We start from the raw sequence: 19,980 nt of genomic DNA, 5'->3' as shown, positions 1-19,980 counted from the left end.
AACCACGCCCCAAGGCCAATGTCTACTCCAACAAACATAGATTCTTTGAGTGTGCGGATCCGAGTAACCGGGTCCGGGCAGGGTTGAGCGCCGAGCGCACAGTCCTTCGTTCTTGTCCGCCGTCGCCGAGGCGCGCCAGACGGCACGGCTCTGTTCTTCGTACAGCTACCGCCAGGTGGCGTGTAGCACTCAGCAACTACTTGGGGTTGCGGTCTCGCCGCTGAAGGGCGGCGAAGACGGCGTGTGCCGTCTCGGCGCCTTCGGAGAACGCCTTGGCCTTCTCGTGCTCGGCGAGAGCGGCCCCGGACTCGGTTTCGCCGGCAGGGTCGGGCGCTACCGCCATCCGCTGCCGGTCGGCTGCGCGCTACAGCCCCTGCACGCCTCGGCGGCGGGCGCGGATGCCCGCGCGGCGCGGTTTCGTCTTCGGTGGTCGATGCGGTGGTGCTCCGTCCGCCGGGAGCTACAGGCGGGCTCGGGCGGGGCGTCCGTACGCACCGCCCGAGCAGCACGGTGACTATTCAGGCAGCGGGAGGTGCCCGATCACCTTCTGGCCGACGAACGCGGACGTCCGCAGGGCGTGGTAGGCGTAGTCACGCATGGCGTCCTCGTAGGCGGCGATTGCGGCGAGGAGTGGTTTGTCGCCCTGGGAGACGGCGAGCAACTGGTCGCCCAGGGTGTGTGCGTCGCGCAGTGCGGTGTTGGCGCCGATGCCCAGGGCGGGGCTCATGGCGTGGACCGCGTCGCCCATGACGGTGATGTTGGAGGGTTCCCAGGCGTCGACAGGCACGCAACTGCGGCACTTGAGGGCCTGGACTGTGGCGGTGTCCCACAGGCGGACGGTGTCGACCAGGGCGGGGTGCCAGGTGGCGACGCGCTGGAGGACGTGCGCCTTGAGCGTATCGGGGCCGGCGGTGAACAGTTCGTCGTCGGGGAGCATGTGGTCGGGGAGGGAGTTGAAGATGCTCAGCGCGTAGTCGGCGGTGGCCTCGCGCAGGAAACCGGGGTCCTGCTCGGCGATCAGCGGCGAGGTGGGGTCGGTGCGCTCCAGTGGGCCGAGGGTCAGCCCGGTGAAGTCGGCGGCGTAGGCCAGGGAGAAGGCGTTGAACAACTCGGCGGGCAGCTTGGCCTTGGCCTCGTCGGTGAGGTGGATTTTTGCGGCGATGTGCCGGGAGCCGAGGTCGGCGACCTGGACCTGGGGCAGGCGCTGGGCGCGGACAGCGGAGTTGATGCCGTCCGCGGCGATGAGGACGTCGGCCTCGACCGTGGCACCGTCCTCCAGCAGGACGGTGGTCGTCGAGTCGGGGTGGGTGCGGTAGCCGGTGACCCGGGAGCCGAAGTGCACGGCCTTCTCCAGGCCGAGATAGAGGATGCGGCGCAGGGTCGAGCGGCACACCACCAGGTGTTCGGGGATGCCGGTGGGCACGCCGGTGCCCTCGGTGGCCGACCTGTCGCGGCCGGGGCGGAGGTTGAGCTGCTCGTCGAACAGGAGCATGTCCTCGCTCGGCATGCCGCAGGTCGCCAGGAACAGCTCCCACAGGCGCGGTTCCAGCGCCGTGTGCAGCGCGGAGGTGCCGGTGGAGTTGATGTGGATCCGGTACCCGGCCTCGCGTGCCGCGATATCGGCGTCGCGCTCGTAGACGGCCACGTCCAGGCCGTTCCGGTTCAGTTGGTGGGCCAGTGTCAGCCCGGCGAGTCCGCCGCCGGCGATGACAATACGCATTCCAGACACAGTACTCCCAGTGCAGAGTTCTTCTCGTACTCGGAGCACACCAGGACTCCCCTCAATGGGGAGGACGTTGACGCAGAGCGGGAAACACGTGCCCTGTGGTCCGGACTACCAACCGGAAAGCAATTTCGTGTGCCTTTAGAGGGTACACCGAAATCCCGCCGTCAGCAGCATGCCAGTCCTCTGATGTGCTGTTCTTCACCGATCGATGCCCTCCGGCCATTTCCGGGAAAAATAGCGAGTCCGGCCTTGACGAACGGGTGGAAGCCTGGTCAGGGGCGGGGATTTGACGATCTCAGAAAATTCTGCTCACTCATCCGATTGTTTTCTCGATACACATTAGCGAGAGGAGAAAATGGCTGCCCTTGCCGGGTCCGGTAACGGCGAGAAAGAAAGTCCGACTGCTCTGGAACTCTGCTCGCCGGGTTCGTCGGACCCCACCGGGCAGGCCACCAGGTGTCGCGCCGGGCTGCGACTGTCTCCCCTCGCGGCATGCGCGGGCCGGGCAGCGTCGCCCGGAAGGACAGGTCGAGACCGAGGCGGGTGCTCATGTCCAGCTCAAACCGGACGTACGTCTCCTTGTCTGGACACCTTCGAGTGCCGCCTGAACCGGCGCCACGGCGATCCAGGTGCGAGGTCCGTTGGGCCACCTGAGTGCAGGAACCGGGAGGCCGGTGTGCGGGTGGTCAAAGAACGTGATGCCGGCGTCGTACGACGATTCCGGTTGGTCAACGGCTACGGCGAACAGGTCACGGAGGCGTGCCGGTGCCTGGAGCATCTGGCCGACCGGGGTTCCTCACCACACACGATCTGTGCGTACGCGTACCACCTGCGGCGCCGTTCACCTTCCTCGCTGCTGGGGGCATGGACTGGTGCGAGTTCCGGGGCACGGACAGGCAGGTTGCAGCCGGGCTTGTTTACGAGAGCTTTCAGCGGCCAGACGGGGTTGCGTAAGACGTTTCCACCGAAGAGGGAGTGATCGGCTGTGTCTGGTGAGCAGAAGGCCGAGGCGAAGACCGAACAGGCCAAGGGCAAGCTGAAGGAGACCGCCGGCCGCGTGACGGGCAACGAGGACCTGACCGCCGAGGGGCGCGCGGAGCAGGCCACGGGTGACGCGCGTGAGGCCAAGGAGAAGGTCAAGGACGTCTTCAAGGACTGATCACCGCGCGTGAAGGCCGGGACCGCAGGGGCGATCCCGGCCTTCACGCATGTCCGGCCGCCGCCGGCCGGGGTCAGGCGGCAGCGCGCTGGGGCCGGCGCAGTTCGGCCTGGCCGAAGAGGAGTGCGTAGCCGGTGGGGAGCCGGTGGAGGATGCGAGTGATCAGGTGGGGGCCGGCGTGGGCTGTGACGGCGGCGAAAACGGAGCCGGTGTCCCAGCGGGTGGTGGCCAAGGAAGCGCCGGAGCGGGCGGCGAGGTCCTTGACGAAGGCCCAGCCGGTCAGCGGTTGGGGGTCGGGGACCTGCGCGGTCAGCACGCGTGCGGCCTCCAAGGGCAGGCAGGCGGCCAGGTCGACGCGTTCGTCGCCGGTCAGCTGGCGGCCACATCCGGCGAGGACCAGGCGGACGGCCTCGTCGGCCCGCTCGCGGGTGGGGTAGGCGCCCTCGTAGCGGACCTTCTCCAGCATCTGCTCGTACGCCGTCGTGTACGGCTGCTGCTGCTCAAGCGGTACGCGCGCATCGGAGATCACTGCGGTGTAGGCCTTTCATGGAGCCGTGGGGGTGCCGGGTGTGGCAGCCCCGGTGGTGGTCAGGTGGGCTGGGGTGGCCGAAGAGGAGGTCGTAGCCGTGCGGGAGCTGCAGGGAGGACCTCGCGGGTGAGTGCGTCGCCCGCGGCGTCGGCCGTGGTGGACAGGACCGCGCCGATGTCCCACAGGGCCGTCTTCTCGGTGGCGCCCCTCGATCCAGGCCGCGGTCGCGCGGACGAACCGCTCCGGTGAGAGCGGCTCCGCTGCCTGGAGGGGGTTGAGGAGGATCAGGGCGTAGGTCTCGGGGAGACGGGCGGCGAACTCGGCGCGGACCGTGCCGGCCAGGTGTGCGCCGAGCAGGGCCAGGACGACGCGAGCGGCCTCTTCGGTGGTTTCGTACTCGCCGCGTTCCTGGACGCGGGCCAGGAACGCTTCCCTGCGCATCGGCATCACGTCACCTCCGGGAAGAGGGGTGAAGGGATCAAAGGGGGTGCGGAGGGCGGGGTGCCGGAGGGGGAATCGACTCCCTCCCACCCTCCGCTGCCGACTGAGGCTGGAGGGTTCAGCCGGAGATCTGCCTGCGGCCGCTCTCGCCGCCGATGCTGATCTTGCGGGGCTTGGCGCGCTCGGCGATCGGGATGCGCAGGGTCAGGACACCCGCGTCGTAGTCGGCCTGGATGCGCTCGGTTTCCAGGGTGTCGGCCAGCATGACCTGGCGGGAGAAGACACCCAGGGGACGCTCGGAGAGCTCCACCTTCACGGAGTCGGCCTTCGCGACCGGGCGGCGCTCCGCCTTGACGGTCAGCATGTTCCGCTCGACGTCGATGTCGATCGCCTCGGGGCTCACCCCGGGGACGTCGAAGGCGATCACGTACTCCTCGCCCTCACGGTAGGCGTCCATCGACATCACCGACGGCTTCGACCACGTGCCCGAGCTACCCGACAGCTGCTGGACGATCCGGTCCATCTCGCGGAACGGGTCAGTGCGCATCAACATCGCGAAACACCTCCAGTTGGTTCAGGCAGAAACTGCCAATGCGCTTCAACGTGCGTCCGTTGTAACATGTCATCGAAACGATGACAAGAACGGTGTCATCTGGAGGATGACGAGACGACGGAGAGTCCCATGAACGAACCCGCCCCGCATGCCACACCCGTCCCCTTCCCCGTCGCCGCGGCCGCATTGGAGGCCATCCACCAGTCCGTGAGGGACGCACAGCAGCCCACCGCGCACCCGCCCGCCCCGGCCCCACCCCCGGCAGACTCCGGCCCGCACCCGGCCCTGGCCGCACTGCTGACGCTGCGCGAGATCCGCGAACAACTCGCCGGCTGGGAGAGCGGCCTGATCGAAACCGCCCGCGGCGAAGGCGCCAGCTGGGCCGAACTCGCCGGACCCCTCGGCGTCGCCAGCCGCCAGGCCGCCGAACGCCGCTATCTACGCCTGCGCCCCGGCACCCCCGGCTCCACCGGCGAGCAGCGCGTCCAGGCCACCCGCGACACCCGCGCCGCCGACCGCGCCGTCACCGCCTGGGCCCGCGACAACGCCGCCGACCTCCGACGCCTCGCCGCCGAGGTCACCTCCCTCACCACCCTGCCCACCGACGCCGCCGACGCGATCGGCGCCCTGAACCTGGCCCTCGGCCACGACGACGCCGCCCGCCTTGTTCACCCCCTGACCGACACCCGGGCCCACCTACGGCCCCAGGACACAGACCTCGCCGCACGCATCGACGACCTGACCCGGCACACCGAGCAACTCCGCCACACCCCCCACGACCGACGCAGCACCTGATGGCCAAACGACAGCTGACCGGGACCTTGAACAGCGGGAGCGACCAGGCCACTGCACCTCGACACCCCCCTGATCACCCCTGACAGGGACGTCTACCGGTGACGTGCATTTCCCCGCTGCGGCGACTTCGACAAGCGGGCGTGCAGACCTTTCCGTCCTTCACGGTCACGTCCGCGTACGCGGGAACTACGGTCGCGGCGAGGACGGCAAGCGCGGCCGCGGTCATTAGCTTCATGCCGCACCAACTGCCACCAAAAAAGTGCAGTGCGGCGCACAGGAGACATTGGGGGTACTCGCACCAGATGATTAACCAAGCGCAGTTCACCATGGCCGCGACGTCGACCGGCCCCCTCTGGCTGATCGTGGCCGGGGTCGTCGTCGTGGCCGGCCTCTTGGCCGCCTTCCTTATCGGCAGCCGCCGTACGGCTCGGCGCCAGATCTCCACCGCGGTCCCCCACCCCACGCAGACCGCCGCACCCGCGGCCGACCCGGCGCGGCGTGGCGAGGGGTGGCAGACGCCCGAGGACGACCCGGAGCAGGGGCACCCGCACCGCTGACCACCGTCACCGCCGGGGCCGCGGGCCCGGCGGCCCGCGCCGCAGAGGAGTGCGATCCGAGCCCTGGCTGCTCGGCTGGTAGCGGGGTTCGAACTAAAGACTCGCTGCGGCCTCCTCGGGACCTCTCCCCTGGAAGCCGCCTTGAAGCACTGAGACCCGCGTGTGGGGGCCCGGACAGAGCGGTCTCTGTCCGGGCCCCCACACGCGGGCTGCGCTGGGACGTCAGATGCGTCGGTGGGACTGGTAGTAGGTCCCGACCTGCTCGTGGTAGCCGGCGTCACCGACGTGCTTGTCCTTGTCGAACTCAGGGGAGTTCTTGATCTGCTCCTTGGTGAGGTCGACGTAGATCTTCTTTTCGGCCTGGTCGACCGTCTTGACGGTCCCGGCCGGCAGCAGCACGTGCTTGCCGAAGATCCACACTCCGGTGTCGACGACGATGTAGGAGGAGTCGACGTCGTCCGAGTGCTTGTCGACCTTGCCGATGCCGCCGTCGGTGGCCTCGACCTTGAATCCGGTCAGGTCGATGCCCGCGGTGTGGCCGGTGGTCGGCTGGTAGCCCCAGATGCTGTCACTCATAAGCTGTCACTCATAAAACGGCTCCCTCATCGAAATGCGTCGCTGCTCTCGCAGCAGAAATTCCGGATAGTCACACTTCGCAAATCCGTGTGACGCTTCCTCGATAAGGCGGCTGCCCCTGCCGTGCCGGTTCACACACGTTTTCTTCATGTGACCGGAAACGGCCGGAGGTGTCGTGTGGAGGGCCATGGTTCCTGGCGTCACGACCACCCCCGGCCGTCACCCCCGCATACCCCGTATCGGGAGAATCACCCCGTTCTCCCATTGGTGGCGCCACAACGCAGGGGTGGGGCCCGACACGATCGTGTCGGGCCCCACCCCTGCGAAAGAGCTGATCATCCTGCTTTACCAGCGGTACCAGCGGCCTCGCTTGCCGCCGCTGGCTGTCGGGCGGATCACGAAGCCAAGGACCCACACGATCAGCACGATGACGGCAATCCACCACAGTGCCTTCAGTGCGAAACCCGCACCGAAGAGGATCAGGGCGAGCAGAAGAACAAGAAGAACAGGAACCATGATTATCAACCTCCGATCACACGTGTGCCCGGCGCGGCGGACTCCACTCCTGCTGATCCACACGGATTCTCCCGCCTAGGATCCCGGCTTTGGGCGGCGCATTCGCAGCCAGCCGAATAGAGAACCTCTTTCAACTGGGGCAGGGTGTGACCAGTTGCGGCTGCGGACGGGAAGACTCAGGCCAAGGGCGAGCAGGTAGAGGGCAAGGCCAAGAAGGTCGTCGGCGGCGCGGTCGACAACGACCCTGAAGACCGAGGGCCACCCCAGCGAAGCCACCAGGGGGATAGAGACCGCCCTCGCCACGATCTTCGGCGACCGGCCCCCCGACCAGGTGCACGACCTGCTCCGCGCTGATCGCGTCCCAGTGCGGATCGTGCACCTGGTACGGCTCGGTTTCACCGAAGGTGACCAGCTTGAACTCCGGCTCCCTGCAGAACGCTCCCGGAAACAGCCGCTCGATCCATACCGGCGGCAGTTCCTGGTCACGGCAGTGCTGCTGCCACACCGCTTCCGCACACGACTCGGCCGTGTCGGTCAGACTCGGCGCCTCGTCCAGGTCCTGAGTCACCACCGCCACCGCCCGCTGCCCGGGGGCGGTGAACAACTACAGCCGAAACGAGGTGCGCCCCGCACGGAACATGTGGTCGTCCACAGTGCGCTCGCGCGAAGCAGAGAAGCGCAGCACACCCGCCAGCGTCTCCCCGGACTGGCCGGGTCAGCCCGGCTTGACCGCCAGCGTCGCAAAATAGTTCGACATGTACTGAGCGGACGCATTGGACTGGTGCGGCGCTTCCGTGAAGCCGGTGAGGACGAATCCCGCAGCGAGTTGCCCGCCGATCTGGGCGGTGAGGGTGTGGCTGTATTCGAGAGGGGCATCCGCGCCGAACTTCGTGGCGCGTTCCTCTGCGGAGTACTGCGTGACATCGCTGTAGGGCAGCTTGTGCACGACGATCAGCTCGCCGCGCTCGTCGAGCGCCTCGTGGTCGAACAGGTATCCATCAGGGTTGAGGAAGCCCACGAGCAGAGTTCCGCCCGGTCGCAGGACACGGAAGCACTCACGCCACACCGGTGCCAAGTCCGGTGCGAACAGGTTGGAGACCGGATGGAACACGACGTCGAATGCTGCGTCGCCGAAGGCACCGAGGTCGCGCATGTCGCCCAGGACGGTGCGCAGTTCGAGTCCGTCGCGGGCCGCCACCATCTGGTCCTGGCCGAGTTGGCGGGGCGAGTTGTCGAATACGGTGACCCGCGCCCCTGCGGCGGCGAGGATCGGACCCTGCTGACCACCGCCGGAGGCCAGGCACAACACGTCCTTGCCGGTCAGGTCCGTCGGCAGCCAGGAGCGGTCGACCGGCTCATGCCCGATGAGAACGATCGACCAGTCCCCCTTACGGGCGCGCTCGACATCCTCAGCACTCACCGGCCTCGACCACTCGTTGCCCTCTTGGACATACTTGTCCCAGGCTGCCCGATTGTGGGCAATGGGGTCGACAACACCGTCCTGCACGTTCAACTCCCTGCTACAGCCAAGCGGACACCTGCGGTACTGACAGTTCGGTGCCCCTAGCCAACACGACTGCAGGGTGCGGACTCAACGAAATTAGCGGGCATCGAAGTGTCCACGGGCTCGACGGGTGGCCGCGCAGCGGGTGCGTAAGCGCTGGTTGCCGGGGTTGCGGAAGCCATAGGCATCGCGGCCGATGGTCGTGATATCCCGCTTGGTGCCTTCGGAGCCGACGTTGGTGATCCCAGCGTGCAGGAACGCAAAGATCTCTGGCCACCATGCCTCGACGGTTGTGACTAGGCGCTGCCCTTCGAGCTGCATCCCGCCCGGCCTGACACTGGCATCCCTGACCGGCACCCGGCAGATCCGCACAACTGAGCGACTGCAAATCTCGGTTCTGGCACAGCGCAGCGGGGTGTCGGGTGAGCCAGCCGGTCACCTGACGCACGGTCGGAGGTCGGGATGGCGTGCCGGCGGGAGTGCCGCGGAGGGTGGCGATGTGGGCGCGAACCATCTGGTAGGTGACGGGCGCGTTGCCGGCGACGAGTTCGCTGTGGAGCTGGGTGACGCTGGTTCACCCCGCGGCGAAACGTCGGCCGCTGGGGCTGGGCTGCCGAGCGAGCAGGTTCGGCTGCCCGGCGCCTTGGGGCCCATGGCGTCTTGGCGGATCCGTCGGCAGGCGGAGGGCGCCGGCTTCTGCTAGTGGCGGCGGCCGGTCACGTGTGCGCCGAGATCCTCGGACAGGCCGATGCGGGCGGTGATGCGCTTGCCGGCCGGATCCGACTCGATGAACAGGTCCTCGGTGACGGCCTTGACGATCTCCAGGCCGTGCTGGCCAATCCTGCCGGGATCAGCCTTCCGGGCCGCGGGCAGGGCCGGGTCGCTGTCCCACACGACGACGTCGACCCTGTCGGTGGTGAGGCGCAGTTCCATCCGCACGGGGCCGGGGGCGTGCGTGAGGGCGTTGGTGACCAGTTCGCTGACCACCAGCTGGGTGAGGTCCACGGCACGCTGGGATACCGGCAGATGGTGACCGGTGCGGGCCTGGTGCAGAAAGCCGATGGCATGGTGGCGGGCTTCGGCGATGCAGCCGCCGCCCCCGTCAAGGGCGTAGCCGGCGCGCATCAGGTGCCCGTCAGGCTCGGAGGAGCCGTCACCGTCGGCATGGGATCCCACTGGCTCGTCCTCGTTTCCCGTCCATGACCACTCGCCTACCCACCGTCCCTGCATACATGGCAGAGCCAGGCTGTTCGGCACAGCCGCCCTAGTGCATCCGGTCGGGGCGGTGGGGCAGAATCATCCGTGCCGGCCCCGGTCCGGGGACAGCGTAAGGGAAGCCAAGGAAACGGTGACGGACATCGAGCAAGCAGGCGTGCAGGGACGACTGTCGGTCAGGCACCGCGTGGTGGACGGTATCCGTGTCGTCACCGCGTGGGGCGAGATCGACAAAGATGCCGAGGACGTCTTCCACGAAGCGCTGCTGCCCAAGGACGGCGCATTGGCGCCCGTGCGGATCGTGGTGGACCTCAGTGGCGTGACCTTCATGGACTCCACCGGGATCAACGTCTTCGTCACCGCCCACAAACGCGTGAGCGACGCTCAGGGATGGCTGCGCATCGCCGGAGCCCGTGAGTCCGTCGTGCATGTGCTGCACATCGTCGGCCTCGACACGCTCATTTCCTGCCATCCCACCGTCGAGCACGCCCTGACCCCCTGACCTCCGCTACCCGGGCTGCTGAGTGCCATCTCCCGGCATGCGCCGCCGCACTGCCGCGTTCAGCTCCTGGTCCACCATCTCGGGCAGCGGCCCGCCCAGCGCCCAGGCCATCACGGATTCCGCGACCGAGTGCAGAGTGAGGCCGGTGTGCTGGGCGACTTCGCGCAGCACCTCGAATCCGGCGGCCGGTGACATGCCGTGCACTGCGTGGAGAACACCGGTGGCCCGCTCGACCGACGCGTGGGAGCCGAGTGCATGCGAGAACTCTTTACCGGCTCCGTCCCCCCGATTCTTGCTGAGCACGATGGAGCCGCGCGGACCTGCACTCTGGGGGCCGTGCCAGTCCAGGCACAGGACGGTGGCGTCATCCTTCGGCGACAGGCCGTTGTAGGCGTCGGAGACCGCGGCGACCAGTGCGCGCACCACCTCGCGTGGATGCTCGGCCGCGGTGGTGCGGAGGAGGCCGGGCAGGTCAACTGTCTGAGCTTGGCGATCCTGCATGCCGTCGGTGTAGAGCAGGAGGCGGTCGCCGGGGCGCAGGTCGAGGTCCTGCACCTGATAACGGCCCTGCGCGACAACGCCGAAGGGCAGGTTCACGGCCAGGCGCAGGACCTCGACCCTGCCCTCGCGCAGCCGCAGCGGCCAGGGATGACCGGCGTTGACGAGCTGGGCGCCGCTGCCGTCCAGGGCGATCCGCACCAACTGGCCGGTGGCGAACGTCCGCCTGCCGTGCTCCAGGAGGGCCTGATGGGTCTGGCGGGCCTGGTCGGCAAGGTCGGCTCCCGCGCGGCGGGCACCCCGCGAGGCGTTGACCATGAGGGTGGCCATGAGTGAAGCGTCCACGTCGTGGCCCATGGCATCGGTGACGGACAGGTGCAGCGTCGCCTGGTCGAGGCTGTATTCGTAGGTGTCACCGGCGATGTCCGAGGCCGGAACCAAGGCGCCGGCGAGGGCGAACTCGGGGGCTCGTGGCCGGGCCTTCGAGCCGGTAGGCAAGGACACGGACCCGGACCGGGTCTCGTTTCGCCGGGTCGGTGGTCGCGTGGAGGACGGAGAGCCATGACCCGTCACGCAGTAGCTTGTGGACGGGCAGGACACGGTTGGCCGGCACCCGCCACAACAGACACAGGTCGAACGCTACGCGCCCGGCTTCCGCGGCCTCATCAAAGCCCGGCGCATCCTCACCCCACCCACGCTGGAGAGCATGAACGCCAACCTCCACGGCGGCGCCATCAACGGCGGCACCACAGCCCCGCACCAGCAACTGGCCCTCCGCCCCACCCCAGGCACCGGCCGCCCCGAGACACCCGTACCCGGGCTCTACCTCGCGTCCGCCTCCGCGCACCCGGGCAGAGGCGTCCACGGCGCCCCCGGCGCCAACGCCGCACGCGCCGCCCTCCACGGGCATCGCACCCGTGCCCTCGCCCACCTCCAGAGCCGACTGACCCACCGCGACCGCAAAGGACAGCGCTGAGCGGTGCCCCCGTGGCCGCATCAGGAACAGGCGATGCCGCGGTCCGGAAGGGAGACGTTTGTTCGGGCCCGTTCGGCGCATACGAAGAGCTGAGACACCCCTTGCCCGAAGAAGAGGAAGCGGAGACACATCATGGGAATCATCGCGTGGATCATCATCGGCCTGCTCGCCGGCGCCATCGCCAAGATGCTGATGCCGGGCAAGGACCCCGGCGGCATCATCGTCACCATGCTCATCGGCATCGTGGGCGGTCTGCTCGGCGGCTGGCTCGGCAAGGTGGTCTTCGGCGTCGACTCCATCGACGGGTTCTTCGACATCTCCACCTGGATCGCCGCGATCGTCGGCTCCTTCATCCTGCTTCTCGTCTACCGCCTTGTCACCGGCAACCGACGCTCGCACCGCCACGCCTGACCGACCGACAGCACACACCCGCACCACCTCAACGGCTCCCTCCTATCTCACAGGACGGGAGCCGTCGGCGTGCCCGGCGCTTCGGTGAAGGGCAACCAGCACATATCCGTCCTGCCAGCGACTTCGCCGGGGACCGTGTGCGGGATGCCGGCCCTGACGACAGCGAGGGACCACCCGCTAGACCCGGGTTTCGCACATGGGCTTTGAGGTCTCCAGCCAGCGTGGGCGGGTTTCGTCGATGCCGAGTAGTTCGAGGAGGTGGGCTTGAACTCCCCGGGTGATCTGGATGGTTGGCGGGTCGGTGGCTGTTCCGGTTCGGATCCGGAGGTCGGCGAGGTGGTGGAGGACCATGCGTCCGGTCGGCCGGAGGGGCCGGTTGTCGGGGTAGAGCCCTCGCACGGTCTGGTCGCCGCCCAGGGCCTGGCGGACCTGGCGTTCGATGAGGCAGAACACGAGCAGGGCCAGGCAGATGACGGTGATCAGGGCGGCGATGCGCTGGTTGTGGTGCAAGAACACCGGTGCGACGGCGAGCGGGCCCTTGAAGTCGCTGTGGCGGCGCTCGATCCCCGGCTGGTCTTTGTAACGGATGAGGACCTCGGCGGCGTCGGCGTCGGCCGCAGCGAGGATGGTCAGCAGCGCGTACCAGCCGTCCACTTCGGCTCCGGCGGCCAGGGCTTCCTGGTCGTAGTGCCAGGTCAGGGCGGGTCGTCCGGCCTCGTCGGTGCTGATGGAGGTGACCAGGCAGGAGCCGATACGGCGTTTGCTGGTGGTCACACCGATCCGGGCGGTGATCTTCTGGACAGTGGCGTAGTGCCGGCCGCCGCAGGCGGACCGGAGTCTGTCCAGTTCTTCACGGGCCTTTTCCAGGCGCCGGGTGCGGGCGGCCTGCTGGGCAGCGGCGTTGGCGCTGGAGTGGACCAGGATCCGGCGCACGGTGACCTGCGGGTCGCGCTTGCGTGGACCGGACAGTGTCTGGGTGTCCTCCAGCACACGGTAGTGGCCACGCTTGGCGGGTGGCTTTCCTGCGTCCCGCCCGGCGATGTAGTCGACCGGTTGGGCCTGGCCCATGTCGAGGGCGGCGAACGGGCCGTCGGGAATCTTGGCCGCAGGCGCCGGGGCGATGAACCTCACCCCGGCTTCCCGGAGGGCCAGCAGGTTGCCGTAGGAGATCAGCTTCGAGTCGCCGACCATCAGGAAGTCGCGGGGCGCGGCCAGTTCACGCAGGGCCGTCATCGCGCCGACGACCTGGGAGACCTCCCCGGCACCGCCGTCGTAAGCACGATGGAAGACGGGGATGCCGCCGTCTGCCGAGATTGCGATCCCGGCCTGGATCTGCTTCAAATCCGCCCGACGGTCCTTGGGATGACCGTACTTGACCTGTGGGAACCCCTCTTCAGGGCTCTCGTAGGCGCCGTGCAGGGAGATGCTGGTCATGTCCCAGTACAGGCGCGGGACGTCGATGCCGAACCCGACGATGGCGCTCGCGCCGACGGTGCCGACGATGTGCTCCAGCTCGGGTGCGACGGCGTCCAGTGCTCGGCCGATGCGGTCGTCGTTGAGCAGGTCCGCCTCAATCCCGAAGACCTCCTCCACCGCCCACTCCCGGGCCCAGTCACCGACCCGCACCAGCGGCGCGGACGCGAACAGCCGGTTGGCCACCAGGACCTCGATGACCTGCCCGTGGGTGAGATGCGCGACCTCACGCACCGGGCACAGCCCGTCGATGATCCCGGCCGCATCCAGCCCGGCGCAGAAACTCGGCAGAGGCAGGCAGAGCGCCCAGACGCCTCTCCACCACCGGTGCGATCTCCACGTTCATCCGTGGACGGTGCACCCGTGGCCGCTCGGCACGCGAAATCATCGACACATCACATCGACGAACAGACCGCCCGTCGGGCACCGCTCGTGCCCCGTTCTAACCGAACGAGGCACGTGCGAAACCCGGGTCTAGAGCATCCCATCGGCGCCTTCATCGAGGCCAGCCGCACCGACAGGAACTTCTGGGGCACCATGCGGGCCTACTTCGTGAGCCTCCTCAAGCCGCACTACGGCGACGCGGCCGCCGCCCGCCAACGACTTCGGCTTCGACCACCTGCCGTCGGCGTGACCAAGCCGCTCGCCGGGCCGGCCCGGCAGGGGCAGCAGGGGCCGCGGCGCAGCCAGCGACTACGAGCAGGCGCACTACGGACTGCAGAGACCACTCGATCTCCCTACCCAAAGCCCCCGGCCCGAGTAGCGAGCCTTCGGGGTGTTCGCTACGGAAACGGGCGAGGGCCGGACCATCCGAACCACGACTGGTCCGCCGAGGTAATCAACCCCGAGACGGTCCGCGACATCCTCGGCTCACCCCCGCCACCGCTGAGTGCCTACGACCTGGCCTCCGTTCTCATCGACGAACGCGCAGCATCGGTCACCTTGAGGTTCTCAGCCTTCGCCATCCCCGACGCCGCCGCAGACCTGTGGCAGGCGCGCGGGCACAACGCGGTCGAATTCGTCCTGGTCCGCACCGGCGTGCAGAACTTCGAGGTGGACGGCTGGTCCGGCCGGCCCACAACCACCGCCACCCTCGCAAGGAACACGGTCGTGCTCGCCGGCCAGGACAAGCGCCTGTCCTTCGAGGCCACCGAGATCCGCGCCGAGTCCCCCCGTCGGACGCCTGTGGAGCCGATCGCAGTGACACCCCTCGCCGGTCAAGTGCGGACTGGTGCACCGGGGACATCACCCACGAGGCGAAAACCGCTGATCCGTGACGATCGAATACAAGGCGGCCCGTCCGGAGGAGACCACCAGAGCCGACCGTGCGCCCTGCTCGCACTGCTCTGGCATCCCTCCGCCGAGGTGGCCGTGGTCCTGGGCATCGCCGCGTGGCGCCGCGGCCGCGGGACAGACCCGCCTCATCGAGGTCGCCCCGGACCTGCACGGGCACGTGCCGGCCACCACACTCGGCGTGAGCGGCGCAGCCACGACCGGGCCACCAAGCCCTGAGGAAGGCACCCAGACCACCCAGATCTGCCGCAAGGGACGCTGACGCACAGGTCCCAGCCGCCACTGGCGCGGCCGGGGAGGAAACGTGGACATCGTGGCCAGTACGCCTCACGCCGCGGGCCGTCGACCACGTCAACATCCCCCGTCTGCAGGGAGTCTGCCGTGGCCATCGCCGGCGTCCCTTTGACACTCGTACTCGTACTCGTACTCGTACTCGTCGTCGCGGCGCTCGCCGCGGCCGGCGCGGGCAAGCTCGCCCGCATGGACGGCACCACCTACCCCGCCGCCCTCACCCGCGCCGCCACCGCCTTCGCCACCGTCGTCACCCTGGCTGCCACCGTGACCGCCGCCCTCGCCGCCCTCACGTAAAAGCCCAGCACTTCTCAGCTCTCCGAAGGCCTCCCAAGTGGGTCCGGCGACAGAGTTCTTATCCCTGCCGCAACTCCGGGTGACCGTCCTACCCGTGGCCCACGCGGGGCTACGGTCGGGCGCATGCGGCAGCACGGCGGCAGTGGGCCTAACGCCGGCACCGCGGCCCGCCCAGGTGCTCGGTCCGGGCGGGACCATGGTGCAGGACGGATCACGGTGGTGCAGGCCTGCGTGCTGATCTCCCCGAGCCTGCACGGCGGCCCCGAAGCCCTTGGCGACCGTAGTGCTGTGTGTGTCTGTTGCCCTGGTGGGGGCTGGTTCCGCCGTGTAGCGTCACTGCGAGATGTCGTGGTTCGCAGTACCTGCCCGCGCCGTGGTGCGGGCGTTTTGCTGTGCGGTGAGCTGGACCAGGACGATCACCTCCGGGGCCGCGCGATGCGGTTCCCGACAGCGACTGAGAGGGCACCGGAATGGCCAGCGGGACCGTGAAGTGGTTCAACGCCGAAAAGGGCTTCGGCTTCATCGAGCAGGAGGGTGGCGGGCCGGACGTCTTCGCGCACTACTCCAACATCAACGCGGGTGGCTTCCGCGAGCTACAGGAAGGTCAGAAAGTGACCTTCGACGTCACCCAAGGGCAGAAGGGCCCGCAGGCGGAGAACATCACGCCCGCCTGACCCACTCCTCGTCGCCGTGGCCCGGAAGCAGGCGCTTCCGGGCCTCGGCGCGTACGGACGGCGTGATGGGGACGAACCCGCCAGTCGGTGACACCGCAGGACGGGCGGAGCCATCGGGCACGCGATCACAAGGCACACCCCCGACGTGCCCGCCAGTGGCGAACGCGAGCATGACGGGGGGGCTCGCCCAGAACGGGGCCACATCGAGCAGGTCCTCGCCGCCCAGCATCCACTCCATCACCGTGGGCAGGCTCGCCGTTCCCCTGGACGAGGCCGCCGGCTCCCTGGCCAAGCTGAGGCTCCGACTCCTGCCCGGCTGAACCGACGAGGGCAAGCACGGGAGCTGGCCTCCCAGTGGGCCCAGCGCGGCCACGCCGCCTACCTCGCCGGGGGGGCGATCAGCCAGCCATGACCGCGCTAGCCTCTCCGCGCGGCGACCGTCAGCCCGCGTCTGCGCACTTGCGTCACGGTCGGTGTACCCCCACGGTTCGGCGAAACGCTCAGCTTGTCCAGGTCTTGATCTGAGCAGCGACCTCCCGGACCGGGAGCCCGTCCCGGGCTGCGCGGGCCAGTGGGAGAACGGTGTCCAGGCCCGGGCTCACCGACAGGTCGCACGCCGACAGGTAAGCCGCGGTCACCGTGGCCGCGAACAACAGGTTTCGCATCTCCAGGCTCGGGTTTCTCGCCAGCTCGCACAGCAGCGCCGCCGCCTTGTGATGTGGCTCGGGGTAGATCTCATGGTCAAGAATTTCCGCCCGGTGACGTGCTTCCGCCGCAACCGGGACGCCGTAGTCGACGACCTGGGGGTCTCCCGGAATCTGCTGTGCTACTGCCAGGATCCACGCGAGATCGATGCGAAGGTTCACGCGGCGTCCTTCGACGCCGCTTCCGTGAGCGTGTCCGGGAGGCCGGGGTAGCGGTCTTCCCCGACCTCCGCGTCGAACTCCTTTGTATAGGCGGCGAGGAAGGCAGCCGCGCCGGCCATGAAGGCGGCGCGTGACTGGTTCACGTCAGCCTCGATCAGGTCGGCCACGTATCCCTGCAAGCTCAGTCCGCGGCGCTTGGCTCGGTCCTCGGCGGCCGCTTTGACGGCGTCGTCCAGTCGGATGTTCGTCTGCTTTCCCATACCGACACTCTAGCTATGTCCCGGTACCCGTACCTAGCAAATGAGCCTGGTCCGAGATTCCAGGACTTAGGGGCCAAGTGACGGTGCTCGGGCCCACCCGCGCCCGTCAACGTTGTCGATCGTGGCGCTGGGCTGCTCCGAAGCGCGGGCGGAAGTGCCACAGTTACCTGTCGCTCGCCGTCAACCACACCAGGGGCACAGCACCCAGACCACGGTGGGAGCGCGAAGAGGAGCCAGTCGTGGCCGGCGGCGCGCCGGCCTGTCCCTGCTGCTCGGCCTGTCCACAGCGGCCCGAGCGCCGTACGTCGCCGACGGCGGTGCGGACAGGCCCGCGCCCTTCGCCGGCGGGCCGGGTTCAGTCCGTGGCCACCCGTTTCGCGGGCGGCCAGCCGGGCTCGACGATGTCGAATGCCGTGTCGATCATCCGGACGGGATCGGCGGACTGGATCGCGAGTGAGAAGGCCTCCAGGACGAGATGGGCCAAGGCAGCGCAGGCCATGTCGTCGGCGGGCCGGCCGAGCTCCGCGGCGACGGCCTCCGCGAGCGCCTGCTCGTGGCGCAGCCAGATCTTGCGCCAGTGCTCCTTCAGCGCGGGTGTGTCCAGCACGAGCTTCATGAACCGGTCGACATGCTGGCCCGAAACCGCGCGCTCGACCCGCGCCCGCATGTAGTGCCGCAACGACTCCAGAACGGACAGGTCCGGCGCGCGTCCGGTCACGGCCTCGACCAGCGAGCGCTCCAGCTCGTCGTCCAGATCGAAGACCAGCGCTTCCTTGGCCGGGAAATAGTTCATGAGCGTCGTGGTCGACACGTCGGCCGCCTCGGCGATCTCCCGGACGGTGACGTTGTCGAAGCCACGTTCCAGGAACAGCCGCAACGCCGTCTCGCTCAGTGCTCTGCGGGTCGCGGCCTTCTTCCGCTCCCGGCGGCCAGGATCCGCATTGCTCAAGGTCATGGGCGTCATGATATCACAAAGCTGATGTTGTACAAAACTTGTAACCGTTGCAATTTTTTTAGGATCGGGCTACGGTCGCCGCCGATGGAGACGCTGCCGCACAGCCGTGGGCAGCGATGCGTACAGAGAAGAGACGGTGACCGTCGATGTTTGAAGGACAAGCCCCCGACGCGGATGTCGTGGTGGTGGGCGCTGGCCCGACCGGACTCATGCTCGCCACCGAACTGCGGCTGCGCGGGGTGACCACGATCGTCGTCGACAAGCTCACGCAACGCAGTGAGTTCGGCAAAGCACTGAACATCCAGCCGCGCACGGCCGAGGTGCTTGACTTGCGCGGCCTGCTCACGACGGCCCAGGACAAGGCCGAGGGGGACATCCCCGGCTCCCACTTCACCGTCGCGTTCCTGCCCTACGCTTCCCTCGACACCCGTTACCCCTACCAGATGGTGCTCCCGCAGGCCCAGCTGGAAGCGGTCCTGGAGCAGCGGTTCCTCGAACTCGGCGGCGAACTGCGGCGGGGCTGGACCGTGGACGATATCCAGCAGGACGAGAACACGGTCACCGTGCACGGCCCCGGCACGCTCACGGCCCGCTACGTGGCGGCATGCGACGGCGGTCGCAGCAGCATCCGCAAGCTGCTCGGGGTCGATTTCCCCGGTACGGCGGCGACGGAGTACTTCACCATGGCCGACGTCCGGCTCAGCCCGGGGACCAAGGAACTGCCGCAGCTCACCGAAGAGCAGCGGGAACGCAGGTCCATGCGCCGGCTACGGCGTACCGAGCCTGATGGATCCACCGCGAACCTGCTCCCCTATGCCGAACCGGGGCTGTACCGGATCCTCTACAGCGACCACCGCACGACCCGTGACGAGGTGACCAGGCAGCAGCTCGTCGACGGCCTGCACCGGTTCTACGGTGATGACTACGAGCTCCAGGACGTCCTCTACGCCGGCCGCTTCGGCGACGCTTCCCGGCAGGTCGAGCGCTACCGCACAGGACGCGTGTTCCTCGCCGGCGACGCGGCGCACATCCACTTCCCGGCCGGCGGCCAGGGACTCAACCTCGGTGTGCAGGACGCCTTCAACCTCGGCTGGAAACTCGCCGCCGTGATCACCGGCACCATGCCCGAGACCCTGCTCGACTCCTACCACGCGGAGCGGCACCCAGTCGGAGCCCAAGTCCTGGAGAACACCCGCGCCCAGAACACCCTCCGCATCCAGGACGCGGACCACGAAGCACTGCGGAAGGTCCTGGAACGGCTGCTCCAGATACCGGAAGCCAACCAGGCCATGGCCGAGACGGCATCCGGCCTCGCCATCAGCTACGGCGGCGAAGCACCAGCCGGTACCCGGCTGCGCGACTTCGAATCTGGCGGCTCCTGGGCCAGCACGGCATTCCACACCGGACACGGCGTGCTCCTCACACGGAAGCCGCAGTACCTGGAGCTGGCGCGGCCATGGGCCTCCCGTGTAGTCGGGCTGCAGGTCGACACCCTGCCCGTGCCCGCATACGACGCCCTGCTCGTGCGACCCGACGGCCACATTTGCGCAACCGTCCCGCAGGACGACCTCACCACGGCGCTCTCGACATGGTTCGGAGCGCCCGACACAACCGCATGACCGGTGCCCGCGACACAGCCGCCGTCCCCGGCGAGCGCGCGGACGGCCGCGGCGACCGGCTCGCACATGGGCATGCTTTCCAAAACAGCCTTGGCCCGCAACGTCTCAAGCTCTGCGCGCTCTGACCGCCGGCCATGGAAGTACGCCAGCAGGAGCAGGTCCTCGCACATCGCGCGTGCCTCCCCGAAAGCGCTTCGGCACTCGAACAGCTCCTGCTCGGTGGCCCCCCGCCTCGCCCAGAGCGTGGGACAGACCGCGAGCGACCGCCGCCGCACGGGCGAACCGGGCCACCTG

At 68.5% G+C, this 19,980-nt stretch carries 24 protein-coding genes and 3 pseudogenes; 11 read left to right on the top strand and 16 right to left on the bottom strand.

Annotated elements, in window-relative coordinates; genetic code table 11:
- Positions 1-196: 196 nt before the first annotated feature.
- Positions 197-343, bottom strand: coding sequence for a hypothetical protein (locus OG226_RS50030; protein WP_328686201.1), 147 nt, complete (start codon positions 341-343; stop codon positions 197-199).
- A gap of 171 nt (positions 344-514) precedes the next feature.
- The gene (locus OG226_RS50025; protein ID WP_328686200.1) at positions 515-1,720 is read right to left on the bottom strand and encodes an FAD-dependent oxidoreductase; all 1,206 of its coding nucleotides are present in this window, start codon (positions 1,718-1,720) and stop codon (positions 515-517) included.
- Between the two features lie 991 nt (positions 1,721-2,711).
- Here OG226_RS50025 and OG226_RS50020 point away from each other — a divergent pair.
- Positions 2,712-2,885, top strand: coding sequence for a CsbD family protein (locus tag OG226_RS50020; RefSeq protein WP_328686199.1), 174 nt, complete (start codon positions 2,712-2,714; stop codon positions 2,883-2,885).
- Between the two features lie 73 nt (positions 2,886-2,958).
- On the opposite strand, the gene OG226_RS50015 is transcribed toward OG226_RS50020, so the two are convergent.
- The 3 genes and pseudogenes from OG226_RS50015 to OG226_RS50005 form a co-directional block, all read right to left on the bottom strand.
- Positions 2,959-3,414: a DUF2267 domain-containing protein gene (locus OG226_RS50015; RefSeq protein ID WP_328686198.1), complete on the bottom strand. Its 456-nt coding sequence runs from the start codon at positions 3,412-3,414 to the stop codon at positions 2,959-2,961.
- Positions 3,386-3,861, bottom strand: a pseudogene (locus OG226_RS50010) (DUF2267 domain-containing protein). The gene OG226_RS50015 and the pseudogene OG226_RS50010 overlap by 29 nt, the downstream one beginning before the upstream one ends.
- Positions 3,862-3,973: 112 nt before the next feature.
- Positions 3,974-4,408 carry an Hsp20/alpha crystallin family protein gene (locus OG226_RS50005; RefSeq protein WP_329353013.1) on the bottom strand — a complete coding sequence of 145 codons (435 nt, stop codon included), beginning with the start codon at positions 4,406-4,408 and terminating at the stop codon, positions 3,974-3,976.
- A gap of 129 nt (positions 4,409-4,537) precedes the next feature.
- On the opposite strand from OG226_RS50005, the gene OG226_RS50000 reads away from it, so the two are divergent.
- Both OG226_RS50000 and OG226_RS49995 read left to right on the top strand, forming a co-directional pair.
- Entirely contained in the window at positions 4,538-5,203 is a 666-nt protein-coding gene (locus OG226_RS50000) for an HSP18 transcriptional regulator (RefSeq protein ID WP_329353012.1), read from the top strand.
- 302 nt (positions 5,204-5,505) lie between these two features.
- Entirely contained in the window at positions 5,506-5,760 is a 255-nt protein-coding gene (locus OG226_RS49995) for a DUF6479 family protein (RefSeq protein WP_329353011.1), read from the top strand.
- Positions 5,761-5,982: 222 nt separating this feature from the next.
- Here the strand turns inward: OG226_RS49995 and OG226_RS49990 are convergent, their stop codons facing one another.
- The 5 genes from OG226_RS49990 to OG226_RS49970 all read right to left on the bottom strand — a co-directional run bounded on the left by OG226_RS49990 (position 5,983) and on the right by OG226_RS49970 (position 9,532).
- Positions 5,983-6,336 (bottom strand): PRC-barrel domain-containing protein, encoded by a 354-nt coding sequence (locus OG226_RS49990; protein ID WP_328686194.1) that lies wholly within the window; start codon positions 6,334-6,336, stop codon positions 5,983-5,985.
- A 345-nt stretch (positions 6,337-6,681) separates the two neighbouring features.
- Complete coding sequence (locus OG226_RS49985; protein WP_164369086.1) at positions 6,682-6,852, bottom strand: hydrophobic protein; 171 nt, start codon at positions 6,850-6,852, stop codon at positions 6,682-6,684.
- Positions 6,853-7,567: 715 nt separating this feature from the next.
- Positions 7,568-8,359, bottom strand: a complete 792-nt coding sequence (locus tag OG226_RS49980; protein WP_329353010.1) for a class I SAM-dependent methyltransferase — start codon at positions 8,357-8,359, stop codon at positions 7,568-7,570.
- Positions 8,360-8,452: 93 nt separating this feature from the next.
- Complete coding sequence (locus tag OG226_RS49975) at positions 8,453-8,677, bottom strand: transposase (protein ID WP_329353009.1); 225 nt, start codon at positions 8,675-8,677, stop codon at positions 8,453-8,455.
- A 378-nt stretch (positions 8,678-9,055) separates the two neighbouring features.
- Positions 9,056-9,532 (bottom strand): ATP-binding protein, encoded by a 477-nt coding sequence (locus tag OG226_RS49970; RefSeq protein WP_328686191.1) that lies wholly within the window; start codon positions 9,530-9,532, stop codon positions 9,056-9,058.
- Positions 9,533-9,704: 172 nt separating this feature from the next.
- On the opposite strand from OG226_RS49970, the gene OG226_RS49965 reads away from it, so the two are divergent.
- Positions 9,705-10,073 (top strand): STAS domain-containing protein, encoded by a 369-nt coding sequence (locus OG226_RS49965; protein WP_329353008.1) that lies wholly within the window; start codon positions 9,705-9,707, stop codon positions 10,071-10,073.
- Positions 10,074-10,079: 6 nt separating this feature from the next.
- On the opposite strand, the gene OG226_RS49960 is transcribed toward OG226_RS49965, so the two are convergent.
- Positions 10,080-10,376, bottom strand: coding sequence for an ANTAR domain-containing protein (locus OG226_RS49960; RefSeq protein ID WP_329353736.1), 297 nt, complete (start codon positions 10,374-10,376; stop codon positions 10,080-10,082).
- A 24-nt stretch (positions 10,377-10,400) separates the two neighbouring features.
- A pseudogene (locus tag OG226_RS49955) lies at positions 10,401-11,033 on the bottom strand (PP2C family protein-serine/threonine phosphatase); the annotation flags it as partial.
- Positions 11,034-11,193: 160 nt separating this feature from the next.
- Between OG226_RS49955 and OG226_RS49950 the strand changes: the two are divergent.
- Both OG226_RS49950 and OG226_RS49945 read left to right on the top strand, forming a co-directional pair.
- Positions 11,194-11,547, top strand: a pseudogene (locus OG226_RS49950) (NAD(P)/FAD-dependent oxidoreductase); the annotation flags it as partial.
- A gap of 132 nt (positions 11,548-11,679) precedes the next feature.
- The gene (locus tag OG226_RS49945; RefSeq protein ID WP_200690864.1) at positions 11,680-11,958 is read left to right on the top strand and encodes a GlsB/YeaQ/YmgE family stress response membrane protein; all 279 of its coding nucleotides are present in this window, start codon (positions 11,680-11,682) and stop codon (positions 11,956-11,958) included.
- A 177-nt stretch (positions 11,959-12,135) separates the two neighbouring features.
- Here OG226_RS49945 and OG226_RS49940 read toward each other — a convergent pair whose 3' ends face one another.
- Positions 12,136-13,665 (bottom strand): IS1634 family transposase, encoded by a 1,530-nt coding sequence (locus OG226_RS49940; protein ID WP_329353007.1) that lies wholly within the window; start codon positions 13,663-13,665, stop codon positions 12,136-12,138.
- A gap of 396 nt (positions 13,666-14,061) precedes the next feature.
- On the opposite strand from OG226_RS49940, the gene OG226_RS49935 reads away from it, so the two are divergent.
- The 4 genes from OG226_RS49935 to OG226_RS49920 all read left to right on the top strand — a co-directional run bounded on the left by OG226_RS49935 (position 14,062) and on the right by OG226_RS49920 (position 16,306).
- Entirely contained in the window at positions 14,062-14,943 is an 882-nt protein-coding gene (locus OG226_RS49935) for an Imm50 family immunity protein (protein ID WP_443066966.1), read from the top strand.
- Positions 14,944-15,105: 162 nt separating this feature from the next.
- On the top strand, positions 15,106-15,312 hold the full coding sequence (locus OG226_RS49930; RefSeq protein ID WP_329353005.1) for a hypothetical protein: 207 nt from the start codon (positions 15,106-15,108) through the stop codon (positions 15,310-15,312).
- A 470-nt stretch (positions 15,313-15,782) separates the two neighbouring features.
- Entirely contained in the window at positions 15,783-15,986 is a 204-nt protein-coding gene (locus OG226_RS49925) for a cold-shock protein (protein WP_328686185.1), read from the top strand.
- A gap of 170 nt (positions 15,987-16,156) precedes the next feature.
- The gene (locus OG226_RS49920; protein WP_329353004.1) at positions 16,157-16,306 is read left to right on the top strand and encodes a hypothetical protein; all 150 of its coding nucleotides are present in this window, start codon (positions 16,157-16,159) and stop codon (positions 16,304-16,306) included.
- 180 nt (positions 16,307-16,486) lie between these two features.
- On the opposite strand, the gene OG226_RS49915 is transcribed toward OG226_RS49920, so the two are convergent.
- From OG226_RS49915 to OG226_RS49905, 3 genes are all read right to left on the bottom strand, one after another.
- A complete protein-coding gene (locus OG226_RS49915) occupies positions 16,487-16,852 on the bottom strand; it encodes a hypothetical protein (RefSeq protein ID WP_328686183.1) in 366 nt (121 codons plus the stop codon).
- On the bottom strand, positions 16,849-17,112 hold the full coding sequence (locus OG226_RS49910) for a hypothetical protein (protein ID WP_328686182.1): 264 nt from the start codon (positions 17,110-17,112) through the stop codon (positions 16,849-16,851). Before OG226_RS49910 ends, OG226_RS49915 begins: the two co-directional genes overlap by 4 nt.
- A gap of 355 nt (positions 17,113-17,467) precedes the next feature.
- Positions 17,468-18,067 (bottom strand): TetR family transcriptional regulator, encoded by a 600-nt coding sequence (locus OG226_RS49905; protein ID WP_328686181.1) that lies wholly within the window; start codon positions 18,065-18,067, stop codon positions 17,468-17,470.
- A gap of 146 nt (positions 18,068-18,213) precedes the next feature.
- On the opposite strand from OG226_RS49905, the gene OG226_RS49900 reads away from it, so the two are divergent.
- Positions 18,214-19,686 carry an FAD-dependent monooxygenase gene (locus OG226_RS49900; RefSeq protein ID WP_328686180.1) on the top strand — a complete coding sequence of 491 codons (1,473 nt, stop codon included), beginning with the start codon at positions 18,214-18,216 and terminating at the stop codon, positions 19,684-19,686.
- The last annotated feature ends 294 nt before the right edge of the window (positions 19,687-19,980 follow it).

The organism is Streptomyces sp. NBC_01261 (assembly GCF_036226385.1).
In the GTDB taxonomy this organism is placed as follows: domain Bacteria; phylum Actinomycetota; class Actinomycetes; order Streptomycetales; family Streptomycetaceae; genus Streptomyces.
Note: the sequence above shows the minus strand (reverse complement) of the source record. Positions and strands in the feature narration are given on the sequence as shown.